At 71.4% G+C, this 16,111-nt stretch carries 13 protein-coding genes; 10 read left to right on the top strand and 3 right to left on the bottom strand.

Translation table 11 applies throughout. The features are described 5' to 3' along the window. Positions 1-323: 323 nt before the first annotated feature. Complete coding sequence (locus ACQPZO_RS05140) at positions 324-767, top strand: hypothetical protein (protein ID WP_433347494.1); 444 nt, start codon at positions 324-326, stop codon at positions 765-767. Between the two features lie 54 nt (positions 768-821). On the opposite strand, the gene ACQPZO_RS05135 is transcribed toward ACQPZO_RS05140, so the two are convergent. From ACQPZO_RS05135 to ACQPZO_RS05125, 3 genes are all read right to left on the bottom strand, one after another. Beyond that, positions 822-1,931: a hypothetical protein gene (locus ACQPZO_RS05135; protein WP_433347492.1), complete on the bottom strand. Its 1,110-nt coding sequence runs from the start codon at positions 1,929-1,931 to the stop codon at positions 822-824. Then, on the bottom strand, positions 1,928-3,166 hold the full coding sequence (locus tag ACQPZO_RS05130) for a coproporphyrinogen-III oxidase family protein (RefSeq protein ID WP_433347490.1): 1,239 nt from the start codon (positions 3,164-3,166) through the stop codon (positions 1,928-1,930). The genes ACQPZO_RS05135 and ACQPZO_RS05130 overlap by 4 nt, the downstream gene beginning before the upstream one ends. A 162-nt stretch (positions 3,167-3,328) precedes the next feature. Beyond that, entirely contained in the window at positions 3,329-3,478 is a 150-nt protein-coding gene (locus tag ACQPZO_RS05125; RefSeq protein WP_117665676.1) for a thiocillin/thiostrepton family thiazolyl peptide, read from the bottom strand. A gap of 395 nt (positions 3,479-3,873) precedes the next feature. Between ACQPZO_RS05125 and nocL the strand changes: the two genes are divergently transcribed. Genes nocL through ACQPZO_RS05080 form a run of 9 tightly spaced genes read left to right on the top strand, consistent with a single transcriptional unit; the run spans position 3,874 to position 16,094 of the window. After that, entirely contained in the window at positions 3,874-5,064 is a 1,191-nt protein-coding gene (nocL, locus tag ACQPZO_RS05120; RefSeq protein WP_433347487.1) for a 3-methyl-2-indolic acid synthase, read from the top strand. After that, the gene (locus ACQPZO_RS05115) at positions 5,061-5,771 is read left to right on the top strand and encodes an alpha/beta fold hydrolase (protein ID WP_433347485.1); all 711 of its coding nucleotides are present in this window, start codon (positions 5,061-5,063) and stop codon (positions 5,769-5,771) included. The genes nocL and ACQPZO_RS05115 overlap by 4 nt, the downstream gene beginning before the upstream one ends. After that, the gene (locus tag ACQPZO_RS05110; RefSeq protein ID WP_396669456.1) at positions 5,768-5,962 is read left to right on the top strand and encodes a hypothetical protein; all 195 of its coding nucleotides are present in this window, start codon (positions 5,768-5,770) and stop codon (positions 5,960-5,962) included. Before ACQPZO_RS05115 ends, ACQPZO_RS05110 begins: the two co-directional genes overlap by 4 nt. Further along, positions 5,932-7,215 (top strand): AMP-binding protein, encoded by a 1,284-nt coding sequence (locus tag ACQPZO_RS05105; protein ID WP_433347483.1) that lies wholly within the window; start codon positions 5,932-5,934, stop codon positions 7,213-7,215. Before ACQPZO_RS05110 ends, ACQPZO_RS05105 begins: the two co-directional genes overlap by 31 nt. After that, complete coding sequence (locus tag ACQPZO_RS05100; RefSeq protein WP_433347481.1) at positions 7,212-9,119, top strand: hypothetical protein; 1,908 nt, start codon at positions 7,212-7,214, stop codon at positions 9,117-9,119. Before ACQPZO_RS05105 ends, ACQPZO_RS05100 begins: the two co-directional genes overlap by 4 nt. Further along, positions 9,116-11,029 carry a TOMM precursor leader peptide-binding protein gene (locus ACQPZO_RS05095; RefSeq protein WP_433347479.1) on the top strand — a complete coding sequence of 638 codons (1,914 nt, stop codon included), beginning with the start codon at positions 9,116-9,118 and terminating at the stop codon, positions 11,027-11,029. Before ACQPZO_RS05100 ends, ACQPZO_RS05095 begins: the two co-directional genes overlap by 4 nt. After that, complete coding sequence (locus ACQPZO_RS05090) at positions 11,007-12,485, top strand: nitroreductase family protein (protein WP_433347477.1); 1,479 nt, start codon at positions 11,007-11,009, stop codon at positions 12,483-12,485. The genes ACQPZO_RS05095 and ACQPZO_RS05090 overlap by 23 nt, the downstream gene beginning before the upstream one ends. Beyond that, entirely contained in the window at positions 12,482-15,094 is a 2,613-nt protein-coding gene (locus ACQPZO_RS05085; protein WP_433347475.1) for a lantibiotic dehydratase, read from the top strand. Before ACQPZO_RS05090 ends, ACQPZO_RS05085 begins: the two co-directional genes overlap by 4 nt. Next, positions 15,084-16,094, top strand: a complete 1,011-nt coding sequence (locus ACQPZO_RS05080) for a lantibiotic dehydratase C-terminal domain-containing protein (RefSeq protein ID WP_433347473.1) — start codon at positions 15,084-15,086, stop codon at positions 16,092-16,094. The genes ACQPZO_RS05085 and ACQPZO_RS05080 overlap by 11 nt, the downstream gene beginning before the upstream one ends. Positions 16,095-16,111 lie beyond the last annotated feature (17 nt).

Below are 16,111 nucleotides of genomic sequence, written 5' to 3'. Positions count from 1 at the left end.
CAGACAAGAGAAGTTGACGTAGCTGAATTCCAGTGATAGGCGGTCACGATATGCGCCGGCACGGCGTTCCACCTGCGGACTTGTCAACGATCTCGCTGACGCTGAGCCCCTGGTGTGGTAACAGGTCGATACGGATAATGCCGTTCTTTAGCCATCCTTGTCCGTCTCTTGAGCGACCACACTCGCCTCCAATCCGGCAGTGACCGGGCCGTCGTCCCGTCAACGACCACCCGCCCGGCGCGGCGCGTCCCGAAACCATTTCGGACTCGATCGTCTCCCGATAGACTCGCCGGCAGATTACCGGCCTCATATTGGAGGAAGTCGTGCAGGACAACGGCCTTTACTGCTCCATAATCATGTGGGACCTGTCCCACTCCGAGCAGACGGTGGCCTCGCTGCGGGCTTACCTGCGCGACTACGCCGTCGACGCCTATTCACAAGTGCCCGGGCTGCGGCAGAAGGTCTGGATCTCGTCGACCGGACCGGACGGCGAGACCTGGGGGGCGGTATACCTGTGGGACAACAAGGAAGCCGCCTACGGCGCTCCGCCGGTCGCCTCCCGGGTGGGTGAGCTGATCGGCTATCTCCCCACCAGCCGACAGTATTTCGGGGTGGAGGCCGCTGCCGAGGGGCTCAGCGACGTCGGCAAGCTCGTGGCCGGCGTGGGGATGGCCTACGAGGCGCCCGAGGCGGAGCCCTTCGTCCGCCCCGTGGAGCACAACCGGGGTGCCGCTTCGATCATCCCCGTCCACGCCCGGCGCGGCTGAGGCACCGAGCCCACGGCACGCGACCGACCCGCGGCGAGCCGCGGGTCGGTCGCGTCAGGAGAGGTCGTCGAGGATCGACAGGGCATCGGTGCCGCTCAACGATTCGCAGGCTCGACCGATGACGTGGCAGAGGAAGTACCGCTCGGCCAGCGTCAGACCGGCGGTGTGCAGGCCGAGGTAGAGCAGGCTGGTGCAGAGGCGTACGGCGAGGAACGCCGGATCACCCTGGATGTACGTCTGCAGCGTCGTCGACGCGCCCGCCTTGCGATGGAACCGGCTGTGGGCCAGGTCGTTGCCGTGCCGGGTCGGGTCCGGCGGCGCCGAGACCGTCAACTCCGCCGCCCGGAACGCGGACATGAACTCCGCCTTCGCCGCACAGGCTGTCGCGTACCAGAGCCCGGCGGGGCCGTCTCGCAGCGAACCGGTCTCGGCCGCCTCGAAGACTGCGGCGACCGTCCGGTCGATACCGGCCCGAGCGCCGTGGTATCGGCCGTCCATCGCCGCGCGTGCGGCCGCCGGGTCCCGGCAGGTCGCGAAGAACGCCTCGGCGTGGGACCGGAAGCTCAAGAAACCCAGCGGCACGCCGTTGAGGGTGAGATTCTCGGCACCTGGAGCGGCCGATGGACCCTGCGCCTTGAGCTGCGCCGCCATCACGGGCAGAGCGGCCTGCAGCATCGACCGGCGCTGGCCCCGGCCCTCCTGAGCCAGCTGCACCAGCGCCGGGCCGACCCGGTGCAGGAAGGTGCGGGTGAGCGCGGGCAGGGCGGCACCACCGAAGACCGGCCCGGCGAGCGGGACCAGTCGGGCGGGCCGCACCACGGCGGTGTCGAGGGACGCCACCGGGGAGTCGGGCGGGCCGGTGGGCCCGCCCGGGAGCCGGGAATCGACCGTGACGGCCCCGGCGACCGCCGGCTCGGGCGACGCCGGCAGCACCGTCCGGTAGGCGTCCGCCAGCTCCGAACCGCTCGCCGCCAGCGCCTGCACGTAGATCGCCGGCACCCCCCGAGCGGTGACGTCGCGGACCAGCAGCGCGCCACCGATCCCGGAACCGGTGCTCGCGCACGTGTCCAGCAACGGCCCGGCCACGTCGGCGACGAAGGCGCACCACCGATCGGCGGGTACGACGATCTCCAGCTCCCACCAGTGGCGAGTGGTATCAGTCATTCAAGCTCCGGCTGGGACATCGCCATCTCGAACGCCAACTCGATGAGGGTCACCCCGACGTTGCGCACCGGCAGTCGGATGCCCCGCTCGTCGGAGACGAGCCCTCGTCCCCGCAGAAACTCGGCCAGCGGCGCGATGGTCGGACGGGTGAGCACCTCGTCGAGATCGGTGCCGGTGGCGATGCGCCACTCGTCGCGCAGGACTCCGTCGAACATCGCGAGACCGGCCTGGAGGAACGAGACCAGCACCCGGTCCTGGCTGGCGGGTACGGCGATGTCGAAGCTGGTGGGCGCCTGGACGTAGCTGTGCAGCAGACCCTTGCGGTGGGACTGGAACTGCTGGTTCACCAGCGAGATCGCCCCGGAGCCGAAGCCGACGGTGTCGGCGCGCAACTGGAAGTACATGGCGGCGAACGGCGAGACCTTGCCGAAGTAGCCGGAGGCGTACTCGCTCATTCCGGCCGCGTTGATCAGCCGGCGCGCTTCGGTGAACAGGTGTTTCTGGGTGCGTACGTAGCCGCGCTTCTCGTCGGGATCCATCTTGCGGCGCATGAACGTGCCGGGCGTGGGCCGGAACGAGTAGAGCGACAGGTGGTTGATCGGCAGCTCCAACGCACTGTCCACCGTGTGCCGTAGCTCGTCCAGGCTCTGGTCCGGGAAGCCGGACATGATGTCGATCGACACGTCCTCGAACCCCACGGCGCGGGCCGCGTGGGTGAGCCGGCTGGCCTGGGTGGCGCTGTGCCGACGACCGAGCCGCTTGAGCCGCTCGTCGTCGAAGGACTGGACGCCGCTGGAGACCCGGTTGAAGCCGAGGTCACGGAAGAAGGCGAGCTTCTCCTCGTCCACGGTGTCCGGGCTGCACTCGATGGTGGCCTCGGCGACGGTGCTCAGGTCGAACGAGTTCCGCAGGGCGGCCATGACCTGTGTGGCCTCGTCGTTGTCGAGGCTGCTCGCCGTGCCGCCGCCCCAGTAGACGACGTACGGCAGGGTGTCGAGACCGGCCAGCTCGGCGCCGCGGTGCTCGATCTCCTGGCACAACGCCCGGATGTAGTTCATTCGGACCGAATCGCCGGGCTTGCGCAACAGGTCCCTGTTGGGAATCGCCTGGACCCAGTCGCAGAAGGTGCAGCGGGAGTGACAGAAAGGCACATGCACGTACAGCATGAGGACGCGTTGTTCCGCGCTGCTGCTCGGCAGGTGGAGCTCGGTGTCGGCGATGGGTGCGGTAGTCATGAGCCGTTCCTTTCGGGCGCCGCCGCGTTGCTGCACATCCGGAACGTGCCCCGCGGCGGCGGGGGCCCTTGGCCGCGGGGCACGTTCCGGCGTGATGGGCTATCTCGATGTCGGGCTATCGGCGGTCGCCGAGCGGACCCGCGGGATCGAGCGCCAGCGTCGTCAGGAGGAGCAGCTGCAGCTGCACTCGCACGTGGTGCAGGACGCCGACATGACCTTCGCGACGACGTCGCTGTCCTCGAGCCGGCTCTCGTCCAGGAACTCCGAGATCTCCAGGTCGTCGATGTCGAGCGTAAGCAGCTCGTTCTCCATATCGCCACCTCTTTCTGATTCGGTACCTCGTGGCCCCCGACACCAAAGAAGTTATGGAGCACCCAGTGGTGTTGTCAAGGCTATCCGAGCAATCCTCGATGGAATAAATGCTCGCTATAAAACCCCTACAGGCGAGCTATTCTCTGATCATAGAAAGGAAATTGCCGCACTGCAGGGACGGCACGGATAAGGCACATTCTTCCAGCTCGGCGGGGGCGACCGCAGAGTCGCCTGCGGCTTCTAGCATCGCAATTTTCAGCTGTCAAGGGCACCTGTCGGCATTGATCGAAGTGCGATAGCGTCGCTGCAGGCACGACGGGGGTGCGACCGTGATCGCACTCCTGACAGCAAGTGTTAACGGCGATTCAATCGCCCAACTGCTGGAAGGGAATGTCGTGGGGGAAGAGGCCATCACCGCTTCGACAGATTTCGTCAAGCCGGACTTCGCAACCGTTCAGAAGGAGGCCGAAACGGTCGACACGAGGGCGGTCCTGACGCTGCCCGTCGACCAGGAGCCGACCGCCAGTCGGCCCGCAGTCGCGCTCGCGCTGTGGCAGGACAGGACCGTCTCGACGGCGGAGCTGATCGCCGCGGCCGAGGCGCGCTGCGCGGTCCGGCAGCCCCGCCTGCACACGTTCGTGCCGCTCTACACCACCAACCACTGCGACTCCGAGTGCAAGATGTGCTCGATGCGCAAGGGCAACAGCCGCATGGAACGCAAGTTCTCCGGCCGGAACGAGCTCCTTGAGCAGCTCAACATCCTCTTCACTCACGAAGGCGTCCGGGGCGTCGGCTTCCTGACGGGCGAGTACCAGGACAAGTACACGAGGTTGAGCACGGCTTTCCGCATCGGCTGGGCCATGCGCGCCGCCTTGGACATGGGCTTCGAACGGATCTACTTCAACATCGGCAGCATGGAGCCGGACGAGATCGACGTCCTCGCCGAATGGATCCAGCCCACCGACCCGGTGACCATGTGCGTGTTCCAGGAGTCCTACGACCGGGAGACCTACCGGCGCTTCATGGGTAAGACGCCGCTGGACGTGCCCAAGGCCAACTTCGACCGCCGCGTCGTCTCCTTCGACCGTTGGCTCGACGCCGGATTCCGGTATGTCAACCCGGGCGTCCTCGTGGGCCTGCACGACGACGTCTCCGCAGAACTCGTCGACCTGGTCGCCCACGGCACTCACCTGCGCGACCGCGGGGCGATCGTGGACCTGTCGCTGCCCCGGATGCGCCCGGCCAACGCCTCCCGTGACACCACCCGCATCAACGACGACGACTACCTGCGGATGATGGCGGCGATCGCGTTCGCCTGCCCCGAGCAGCGGCTCGTACTCACCACCCGCGAACCGCAGGAGTTCCAGGACCGGGCGGTCGGCCTAGCCGGCGTGTTCAGCCCCGGCAGCCCGGACGTGGCCCCCTACCGGTCGGACCGGCAGGCGCAGAACGACGAGAACACCTCCCAGTTCCTCGTTGCCGACCTGCGCCGGCCCCGTCACATCCTGAGCCGGCTGGAAGCCAGCGGACTACAGGTCGACCACTTCGTCGACCCCGCCGGCGTGGCGACCGTCGCGATCGGTTGAGCAGGCAGGACGACCAGCAGCCCGTGTACCTGTTGCACGGGCTGCTGGGTACCGCGTACGGACACTTCAGCGGCCAGATCCGCACCTGGAACGGCCGATACCAGGTCATCCCCATCGACCTGCCCGGGCACGGCCGCTGCCGCCTCGACGCGGGGCCCGACTACCTCGACACCGCGCTGCGCTACGTGGTCGCGCTCGTTGAACGCTTCGGGCCCGGACGGCTCGTCGCCGCCTCCTACCTGGGTGGTCCGCTCGCCACCCGCACCGCCGCCGCCCGACCCGACCTGGTGCGATCGCTGGTCCTCACCGGCTTCGCGCCGGGACTGGACCGGGACGTCTTCCTCACCCTGCTGGCCGGCTTCGGCACGCTCGTCGACGCGGACGCCGCCCTGATGGCGGAGTACGACCGGCTGCACGGCGCGCGATGGCGCGCCACCCTGGCCGCCTTCACCCAGCACGTCGAGCGTGCGTTCGAGACGACGGCGCTGGTGCGACCGCAGGACCTGGCCGCGCTCGACGTCGACACGCTGCTGGTCAACGGCACGCTCAAGTCGGTCGAGCGGGCCGCCGCAACCGACGCGCGCCGGTACGGCCCCCGTGTGTGGGGACACGTCCTCGACGGCGCGGGGCACATCGCCAGCCACGACGCTCCGGAACAGTTCAACGAGGCCGTCGAGGCCTTCTGGCGAAAGGAGACAGCACGGTGAGCAGTGACCTGCGGGCGCAGCTTTCCCACCTGGTCCAGGAGGAAGACCCGCACCGCACGCTCGACTCGCTGGAGGCGGTGGTCGTGCGGGCGTACCTCACCAACCAGGGCTACGGCGCGCCCGCCGAGGACGGGCCCCGGACGATCGAGGGGTGGGTGGCATGGGTCGGCCAGCATTCCAGCGCTTCCTGACCACACCGGCGACCACTACCGGAGCTCGCTGGGGCGGGCAGTACGCCACCTGGGCCGAGCTGTCCGCCTCCCGCTGTGACCAGGTGCGCCCCGGCGGCGCGTACGTGGTCGACCCGACCTGCGGGCTGGCCTCCCTCGCCGCGCTGTTCGCGGTGGCCAGCGTGCCGGACACCACGTTGCTGTGGGCCACCGTCGACGCCGTCGCTGGTGGCCGCCGCGAACTCATGCCGGGTCTGCACGAGATCGACCCGCCCCTCGTCGGCACCACCGACCGGCCGCTGTGGGGGGTGGCCACCTCCGGCAGCACCGGTTTGGCGAAGCTCGCCATCGGCCACGCGGACTCCTGGGAACTGGTCGCCCTGCACTACGAACAGGCGATGCTGCAACCGGCGTTCTCCGGGCGCACCCCGACGACACTCGCCACCTGTCTGCCGCTGCAGTTCTCGGCCGCGTTCTTCATGACCGTGCTGCCCAGCCTCTTCCTCCAACGGGATCTGGTGGTCTTCCCGCCACACGACTGGTCGGCGGTGTCGCAGGCGCGCGGAGACACGTTCGTGCTCAGCGTCCCGGCAGTCGCCGCCGCCGCCTGCGTCGGCACCCCGACGCCGCTGGAGATGGGGCACGTCGCCCTGTTCCTCGGCGGCGGGCACGTCACCAAGACGCGGGTCGACCTGATCCGGGACCGGTTCCGAGGTGTGTCACCGGCCAACCTGTATGGCACCGCCGAGACCGGGGCCATCGCCGTGGACCCCGACCCGGGCCACAACCAGCACGTCGGAGCGCCGATCCCGGGCAAGGCCGTGTGGATCCAGAACCCGGACGCCCGGGGTATCGGCCGGGTCGCGGTCTCGGGGGTGGACTGCTGTCACCACCTGTGGCGCCCCGGCGAGCCGCCCCTCCCGACGGGTGACCACGTCGCCAGCACCGACTACGGGCGATTCGACGCGGCCGGGAACCTGTGCCTGGAGGGCCGGGTGGACGGCGGCGAGAAGCTGCGCGGCGTCCTCGTCTACCCCCGGGCGATCGAACGGCACCTGCTGCTCCTGCCCGGCGTGGCGGACGCGCGGGTCCTCATCGAGCGCACCGACTCCGGGTTGGAGCGCCTCGTCGCCCGGATCGTCGGCGAGGTCGACCCGGCCGCCGTCCGCGAGCACTGCCAGGACCTGGCGGAGAACGAACGGCCCGGGGTCGTCGACGTCGTCTCCGAGCTGGCTGCCGGTGCCGTCTACAACGCCAACGGAAAGCTGCGATGACCATGCCCGACACCAGACGGTTCACGGTCCGGCCGGACGCGTTCTACGTCCGGCGTGCCGACGGCGTACGGCTCAGCAACAACGCCGGTTCGTTCACGATCCGGGGCGCCGGCGCGTACCAACTGGTCGCCGCCGTCTTCGGCAACCTGGACGGCGAGCGCACCCTTGACGACCTGGTGTCGGGGCTGTCCGAGACGGCCCGGCGCTCGGTACTGGAGCTCATCGCCACGCTGGCCCGCAACGGTCTGGTCGCCGAGGCACGGCACCCGGCTGAGCCGGTGCCGGACTGGCTGCGGCAGCTCTACCCGGCCCAGCTCGACTTCCTCGATCTGCACGCCGACCGACCCGTCACGCGGTTCCACCGGGCCCGGTCGGCGCCCCTGCTGGTCGCCGGCGGTGGTGTCGCGCTGACCGCGTTGCTCGGCGCGCTGACCGACTTCGGACTGGCCCGCCTCCACGTCTTGACCACAAAGGCAGCCGACGAGCAGGTGACCGCGGTACTCGCCGCAGCCGTCCGACGAGACAGCCAGCTGCGTTACGAGGTCCACCACGTCGACGAGATCCACCCGACGGATCTGGTCGACCGGGCGGGCCAACTGGACGCCCCGATGGTGCTGATCGCCGACGAGGCACTCGGCGACGACCCGGACGCGGTGGCCCGCGTCGGCGCGGCCCAGCGCCGGCTCCGCGACTCCGGTCGCGGACTGGGGGTCCTCGGCCGGTGCGGCGACTTCACCGTGGCCCTGCCGGGCGGGCCCGACAGCTGCTGGGGTTGCGTCCACCGATGGCTGGCGGCCCACGCCGTCGCGGTCACCGGCCAGCCGCTGCCGCTGGCGGCGGCTCCGGCCGCAGTCGCCGCCCTGCACCTGGCCCAACACGCCTTCACCACCCTGGCCGGTGTGCCGCGCGCCGGCTTCGAGCGCCTCGCCACCGTGGAACCGATCGCTCCGATCGTGCGCACCCACAAGCCACGCCGCCACCCGAGCTGCCCACTGCACGAGTCGAGCTCGCCGCCGACTCCGCGCGGATCCTCACCGGCCACGCCGAGCCACGAGGACGACCTGGTCCGTCCGGACATCCCCGCGGCCGAGGACAGCGCGGCCCTGGTCGCTGTCGCGGACCGCATCGTCACCGTGACCTCGGGCTGGACCGACCACCTCGTCGGGCCGATCCACCACCTGGCTGAGGGCGACGCCGACCAGCTTCCGCTGGCGGTGAGCATCTGCCGGGTCGCCGAGCCCGACAGCACCGCCGCCGCACAGCTGACCACCAGAATCGCCTGCCGCTCGGTGTCGCCGCGTGAGGCCCGCAACCAGGTGGTCCTGGTGACGCTGGAGCACCTGGCCCGGCAGCTGGCCGTCGCTGCCGGGGTGCTCCCACCCGGCTGGTTCGTCGGCGCCGGCTGGTCCCGCGCGGAGGCCGGCTACCGGGCCCGCCTGGCGGCCTCCGCCGCCGTAGCGTCCGACGCCGCGGCGCCCGCCGGTGCGGAGACCGATTCCGCTACGGACGCGGTGACGAGTCCGATCGGCATGTTCCTCGTCGACGAGCTCGCCGCCGGCGGTCGAGAGTGGCGACTCGACAGTGTGCAGACGATGCCCACCGGGTTCGTCCGCGTCCTGCTGAGCACCGGCGGCGGCACCGTCGCCGGCTTCGGCGTGGACACCGCGCACGCCCGCGACAACGCCCTGCTCCGCGCCGTCGCGGACGGTCTGGCCGACGAGGCCGGAAAGACCGCCGACCGGTACGTGCTCGGGCACCTGGCGCCGCCGGTTCGGACCTGGTCCGACGCCCTCGCCCGGCTCGGCGGGCAGGCCCGACGGGACCCCGGCCGGGACCTCGGCCACCTGCTCGGCTTCCTCGACGGCGAGGCCTACGTGGTCGCCACGCCGGGGGAGCTTCCGTGACCGCGGCGCTCACGTCGGCGGTGGACGTGATCGGAGTGGGTTTCCTGGCGAGGCAGCTCGCCGCGCGGCTGGTACGGCCCGCCGGGAGCGACCCCGGAGGCGTCTGCGTCCTGGTCGCCGAGCTCACCGAGGTGGACGCCTACCACGACACCATGGTGGAGTGCGTCGGGCTCGGGCGTTCGCTGCTCTTCGTCGGCACGTGGCGGGGCCTGGTGTACATCGGCCCGGTGTGGGCGCCCGGCCGGGCCGGGTGCGTCCGCTGCCTGGTAACCCGGGTCGCGAACACACCGTTCGGTCCCGATCTCGACGGCGATGCGGCACCGGACTCCTCGCCCCGCGACGTCGACGTATGGACTCTGCGCCCGGCCGCGCTGGCCATGGTGCAGCGGTACACGCAGGCATCCCTCGCCGGGGCCCTGGTGCCGCCCGGCTCGGTCCTGGTCGTGGACGCGGAAGCCGGTACGGCTGAGCCGCAGGTCCTGCTGCCGGACTCCACCTGCGTCGGCTGCGGCCGGCCGGGCGCCGATACCGTGCCGACGTTCACTCCCGTGGACGTCGCCCTGCAGAAGCTGGCCCCGGCGACGCTGCGCACCGCACAGTTGGACGCCAGGACCGTCACCGCCGACTACCTGTTCCCCGGGTTGGGCCTGTTCAAGGAGCTCAAGCAGGACCTGCAGAACCCCTACGGCGCCTGCTCGGTGGAGCTCTCCACCCGGTGGGGCCGACGGGAGCCGGCCATCGGTCGGGCGCGCAGCTACGCCGACAGCCGCACCATCGCGGTCCTGGAGGGCCTGGAACGCTACGCCGGCATGCACCGGGGCGGTCGGCGGGCACCGGTCCGGGCCGCGTACGCCGATATCGCCGACCATGCCCTGTACCCGCCCCGGCTGGGTACGCACCCGACCAGCTCGTACGCCATGGACGGCTTCCGTTACCGGGCCTTCGACCCCGAGACCGTCGTCGACTGGGTGTGGGGGTACTCGTTCCGCGACGGTGAGCGGGTGCTGATCCCCGAGCGGGCCGCGTTCTGGGGCCCTCGGCACGACGGCGAGGTGTCGTTCTGCTACGACACCTCGAACGGATGCGCCCTCGGCAACTCGGTGGAAGAGGCGATCCTGCACGGCCTGCGCGAGGTGGCCGAGCGGGACTCGTTTCTGCTCACCTGGTATCGCCGCCTGGCCCTGCCGGAGGTGGAGCTGCCCGACGACGGCGAGCTCGGCACCCTGCTACGGAAGGCACGCCTGTTCACCGGATTCGACTTCCGGTGCTTCCAGTCCACCATGGAGTACCACCTGCCGACGTTCTGGCTCGTCGCGGAGAGCGGGGGCGGGCGGGGGCGGGCGGTCGACGCTCCGGCGGTCTTCGCCGGGTCCGGCGCGCACCCCGACCCGGGGCAGGCGGTCCTCGGCGGACTGCACGAGCTGATCGGCAGCATCCTGGCCACCCGGCACAGCTATCCGAGCCGTCGAGCCGACGGGCTGCGGATGCTCGCCGATCCGACCCTCATCCGGCGGATGGAGGATCACTCACTGGTCGGCGCCCTACCCGAGGCCTGGGACCGCTACTCCTTCCTCCTCGACGGGCGGCGTCCGACCGTCCCGCTGGCCGAGATCCCGGGGACGGTCGTCGAGCACGACCTGGACATCCGCGCCGATCTGCGCCGGGCGGTCGGCGATCTGCTCGCCGCCGGCCTCGACGTACTGGTCGTGGACCAGAGCATGCCGGAGCTGACCCGCAACGGGCTGCACTGCGTCCGGGTCATCGTGCCCGGCCTGGTGCCGATGACGTTCGGGCATGTCAACCGGCGTACCGAGGGGCTGCCGCGACTCACGGACGGAACCGGGGTCCCGTACGGCAGCCAACTGCTCCCCGGCGAGGAGGTGGGCAGTGTCCCGCACCCCTTCCCCTGATCGGGTCACCGAGCACCTGCGACTGCTCCGCGAGGATCCGCAGTCGGCGAACCCGCCCGGCTGGCGGGCTGATTTCAGCGACGGCCCCTGGCCGGTGAAGGTGCACCGGGGCGGTGAGCGGGCACCGGCGACCGGTGCGCTGGCCCGGGTGCTGCGGGGCACGGTGGCGGTGACCGCGGTCCGCGGGCCGACCGCGACGCTGCGGCGGGCCGTTCCGTCGGGGGGCGCGATGCATCCCACCGAGGCGTACGTCGTGCTCACCGGAAGCGATCGGCTCTGCCACGTCGACCCGTACCGGTTGGAGTTGCTGGCGCTGCCCGGTGACAGCCCGACCCGGCGCTTGCGGGAGGGCCTGTGTCTGGCCGCGGATGCGCCGCTCCCGGCCGTCGTGCTCCTGCTGACCAGCCGGTTCTGGAAGAACTTCTACAAGTACGGCGACTTCTCCTACCGCCTGGGGGCGGTCGATGCCGGAGTCGTGCTCGGGCGGCTGCTGCGCCTGGCCGGGAGCGAGTTCGGCGACACGTGGGTGCGGACCGACTTCGCCGACGACGCGTTGAACGACTGCCTGGGCGTGGACGGCCGCGACGAGAGCGTGTACGCCGTCGTCGGCTGCGGCCCGGACGTGGCGACCGGCGGTGCGGACGTGACCGGCCGACCCGCCTCGCCGCCCGTCGCGGCGCCCCGCCTGGTGGAGCGGTCACGCCGGGTCAAGCGATCGCCGGTCTTCGACATGGTGCACGCGTCGGCCCGCTCGGCCCCGTCAGCTCGGGCGGTGGCCGCCGGGGCACCCCCCGCCGCACCGGTCGCGGCGTCCGGTGCCGTCCGGGCGGGGACGGTGGAGTTGCCTTCGCCCCTCGCGGTCGATCTCACCGACGAGGACGTGATCGTCCGCCGGCGGTCCGGGGGTCGACAGTTCACGGGCCGGCCGGCGAGCCCGGCACAGCTGGCCACCGTGCTGCGGCAGGCGACCACAGCGATCACCACCCTGCGTCGCCGCGGTGGCCCGACGCTGCCGGAGATCACCTTCTGCACGGCCGTGCACCGGGTGCCGGGCGTCCCGGCGGGCTGGTACGCCTACCACGACGGCCGGCTCATCCCGGTCGGTCGCGGCCCGGACCCCGACCTCGGCCCGTACCTACAGGGCGCGCTCTTCGGCAGTTCGGTCAACGCCGAGCTGGCCGCCTTCACCGTGCACGCCGTCGCCTCGCCCCGGCAGGCGGGTCGGTCGGCCCGCGACTACCGCACGCAGCAACTGGCCGTGGGCGTGGCGATGGAGGCGGTGGTCCTGGCGGCGACGGCGGTCGGGCTGGGCAACCACCCGTTCCTCGGTTTCGACGCGCCGGCCGTCGACGCCGCGTACGGCCTGGACGGCCAGGGCTCCGGCGCGCAAGCGCAGATCTGTGTCGGTGTCGTGCGCGCCGGCTCCGAGTGGGAGGTGACGGTGAGGCCCCGATGACCGGAGAATTCAGTCCGTACGCGCTCTTCCGGCGCGGCACGATCGGCCTGGCCGCCCTGGACGACCTGGTCCCCCGGCGGTTCTGGGCGTTGCTGGACGAGGTCGACGCCTCGGCTCGGCGACGGCAGCCCCTGGCGGAGAAGCTGGGTGACGCGCTGCACGCCCTGGTGCCGCAGGCGTCGCCCGAGGACCGTCGCGACCTGTTGGCGCTCCGCCGCGTCGTGCACAACGACCGGGTGGCCCGATCGCCGGACCGGCGGGACCTGCTGCCCGAGCCGGTGCGGCACCTGCTGGACGAGTGGTGCCGGGAACGCGATGCGGCCGACGCCCTGGCCGCGCGGGTCCGGGAGGTGCTGTCCGCGGAGTTGACCGCCGGGCGTCGGACGCTGGCGGCCGTGGCCCAGGGTGAGGAGTTCCAGCGTGGGGTGCAGCTCTCCGGCGAGGACGTCTACCGCGAGGTGATGGCGTACGCGGCGGACCCGTTCGACCAGGGCCGCAAACCGAGCCGGGCCCGGCGGGCCGAGAGCACGATCACGAGCTTCGCCTACCGGGTGGCGCTCAAGCCCTCCCCGTTCGGCGCCTTCACCGAGATCGGTGCCGGGCCGTGGGAGTGGCGGGGGACGCCGGGAACCCGTCGCACCCAGGTCCGGCTCAGCGTCGGCCTGCTCATGTGGATGGTGCACCAGCTCCACCGCATCGACGGCGCCGACGACCTGCTGCGGATCCGACTGAACAACTCGCTCGCGGTGCGGGACGGTCGCGCGGTCTTCGTCCGCCGCCCCATCGAGGGCGCCGACGACGGGTTCGATCCGGACCGGGTCGTCGTCGCGCGCCACACCGACCTGGTCCGCATCCTGACGACCGCGCTGGGCGAGGGCGACCTGACGGTACGACAGCTCCGCGAGCGGCTCGTGGCGGCGGGGTTGGCGCCCACCGCGGTCAGGGAGACCATCGACAAGCTGGTCAAGGTCGGCCTGTGCCACCGGGGTATCGGCCTACCGGACCAGACCACCGACCTGGCCAGGCAGACCGCGGCGCTGCTGCGGAATGTCGACACCCCGGCGGCGGCGAGCTGCGCGGAGATCTTCGAACGGCTCAGCGTCATCGAACGCTCCTACGGGGTCGCCAGCGCCCGACGGCGCACCGGTCTGCTCGCCGAGTTGCGGAAGCTGGTGCACCAGTTCGCCGAGGTGTGCGGCGGGCCGCCCCCGGCGCGGGAGGCGATGCGCGCGGCCATGTACGAGGACGTCGGCACCAACGCCCGGCCGAGCTCGTGGCGGCCGGAGCTGCTGACCGCGAACCGCGAGTCCTTCGACCTGTTGCAGCGGCTGGTACCGGTACTCGACGACGCCACCATCGAGAAGCTGGGGCTGTACCGCTTCTTCACCCGACGCTTCGGCGCGACCGCCGAGGTGCCGCTCGTGGAGCTGTACCGGCAGTTCTCCGAGCTGCCGCCGGCGGAGGCGAGCGCGGTGATGTGTGGCGTGGACGATCCGGCCAGCGAGGGCGTCCGGGCGATGCGTGGCGAGTTCTTCGACCTGCTACGGGCGCGTCTGGGTGCCGCCCCGGAGGCGGAGCAGCTCACGCTGGACCCCGGCGACCTACGTGCCGTCACCGACCGGCTCCCCGCGTCGGTGCAGCCGTGGCGGTCGGCGGCGTACCGGGTGCAGTTCGACCAGGCGGGCAGCAGAGCGGTGATCAACGGCATGACCACCGGACACGGGGTGTTCTTCTCCCGGTTCTGCGATCTGCTGGAGCCGGAGGACGGTGACGGCTGGGACCTCGCCACGGCACTGCGTCGGCACGTCGCCCGCACCGGTCCCCGGCAGACCGACCTCACGCTGGTGCTGGGGCTGAATTTCAACCTGCATCCCCGGCTGAGCCCGCTGGAGCTGGTGTACCCGGGCTCGGTGGCCGCGCCCGGCGGCCGGGCGGCGATGACGCTCGCCGACCTCACGGTGCGGGCCGATCCGGAGCGGCACCGGCTCGTGCTGGTCTCCGGCCGCGACGGCGAGCCCATCGACCTGGTGCCGCTGAACTTCCTCTATCCCGCGGCGGCGCCCATGTTGTACCGGTTCCTGTGCGTGTTCGCGCCCACCCGCACCTATCGGGGTGGGCTGTGGGACCAGCTGGACCGCGCCGACGGCCCGCGAACCGGCCCCCGTCCCCGGCTGGTCCTCGGCGACCTGGTGCTGGATCGGCGGTCCTGGCGCTTCGGCGTCGACCAGCTCCCCGGGTTGGCCGAGCTGGAGCGCTACGAGGTCAACGGGTTGGCCGCGTTCGACAGCTGGCGTCGCTCCGTCGGCCTCCCACGGGAGCTGTTCTTCCGGATGATGGCGCCGCCGGTGGTGCCCACCGGCAAGCGGGACCTGCTGGCCGAGACCCGCCAGTGGGCGCTGGAGGCGCGCAGCGCCCGGCTGCACAAACCGCACTACCTGGACGTACGCAACCCCTTCCTGTGTCACGTCTTCGCCAAGCAGGCGCGGGCGATGACGGGTGGATCGGTGCTGCTCCACGAGTGCCTGCCGATACCCGAGCGCCAGAACGAGCCCGCTGCGGCCGAGGAGTTCTTCGTGGAGTTCAACCGGGCGGTGACCGATGTCGGATGACGTCTGGCGCAGTCTGCACGTGCACCGTTTCGGCCGTCAGGACGCGTTCCTCGTCGATGTGCTGGCACCTGTGCTGGCCCGGCTACGCGCCGAGGGCGCGGTGCGGCGCTCGTTCTTCCTGCGCTACTGGGAGGGTGGACACCACATCCGGGTGCGGGTGCGCACCGACCCGGCCGCCGCGGACGTCGTCGTGGCGCAGCTGACCGAGGCGGTGACCCGGTACCTGCGCGAGAACCCGGACGACGTCGAGTTCGACCAGGACGAGTTCATGCGGGAAGCGCAGCCCACGATGGCCGCTCTGGAGGCCGTGCCACCCGGGCGGATGTACCCACCGGACACCGTCCGGGTGGCGACCTACACCCCCGAGTACGACAAGTACGGCGGCCCGGGCGGGGTGGCCATCGCCGAGGATTTCTTCGACCGCAGCTCCAGGCTCGTGCTGGCGGCCCTGCCACGGCTGGCCGCACAGCCGGATCGCCGGCTCGGGCTGGGCTTCACGATGATGCTGCGCGGGCTCTGCGCGGCCGGGCTCTCCCCGGCCGAGGTGGCGGTCTTCTTCCGCGACTACTGCCTGCTGTGGTCGCCGTGGGTGTTCGACGAGTTCCTGGAGACCTGGCCGACGCTGCTGGCGGACTGCGACGGCCCGGTGACCGGGCAGGCCCGGCGGACGCTCGCCGCGCTCCCACTGGCCGACGGCTACAGCACCGCGGTACGGGCGGCCGTCGCCGCAGAGCACGCCGATCCGACGGTGCTGCCCGCGGTGGCGTTGGCCGGGGCGGACGCGGACGACACGCGTCGCCGGCGGGTGCTGCTGGTCGGCTATCTGCACACCCACAACAACCGGCTCGGGCTGACCCCCGAGCGGGAGGCGTTCCTGGGCTTCCTCGGCCACCACGTGCTCAGCGGGTGCGCCGACGTGGCCCCGGACCCCGACCTGATCGACCGCGTCCGCGCCTACCGGGCGCACCGTCTCGGCACCCTGACCACGACCGCACCGTAACCGGAGGACACAAATGG

This window comes from Micromonospora sp. CA-111912, from assembly GCF_050948415.1.
In the GTDB taxonomy this organism is placed as follows: domain Bacteria; phylum Actinomycetota; class Actinomycetes; order Mycobacteriales; family Micromonosporaceae; genus Micromonospora.
This window is presented reverse-complemented; position numbering and strand designations above follow the sequence as displayed.

What these genes read in the sequence shown, in the direction of transcription:
- ACQPZO_RS05125 (WP_117665676.1), bottom strand. Translation starts at nt 3,478, where the DNA reads ATGGAGAACGAGCTGCTTACGCTCGACATCGACGACCTGGAGATCTCG.
- ACQPZO_RS05085 (WP_433347475.1), top strand. Translation starts at nt 12,482, where the DNA reads ATGACCGGAGAATTCAGTCCGTACGCGCTCTTCCGGCGCGGCACGATC.
- ACQPZO_RS05100 (WP_433347481.1), top strand. Translation starts at nt 7,212, where the DNA reads ATGACCATGCCCGACACCAGACGGTTCACGGTCCGGCCGGACGCGTTC.
- ACQPZO_RS05080 (WP_433347473.1), top strand. Translation starts at nt 15,084, where the DNA reads ATGTCGGATGACGTCTGGCGCAGTCTGCACGTGCACCGTTTCGGCCGT.
- ACQPZO_RS05105 (WP_433347483.1), top strand. Translation starts at nt 5,932, where the DNA reads ATGGGTCGGCCAGCATTCCAGCGCTTCCTGACCACACCGGCGACCACT.
- ACQPZO_RS05130 (WP_433347490.1), bottom strand. Translation starts at nt 3,166, where the DNA reads ATGACTACCGCACCCATCGCCGACACCGAGCTCCACCTGCCGAGCAGC.
- ACQPZO_RS05135 (WP_433347492.1), bottom strand. Translation starts at nt 1,931, where the DNA reads ATGACTGATACCACTCGCCACTGGTGGGAGCTGGAGATCGTCGTACCC.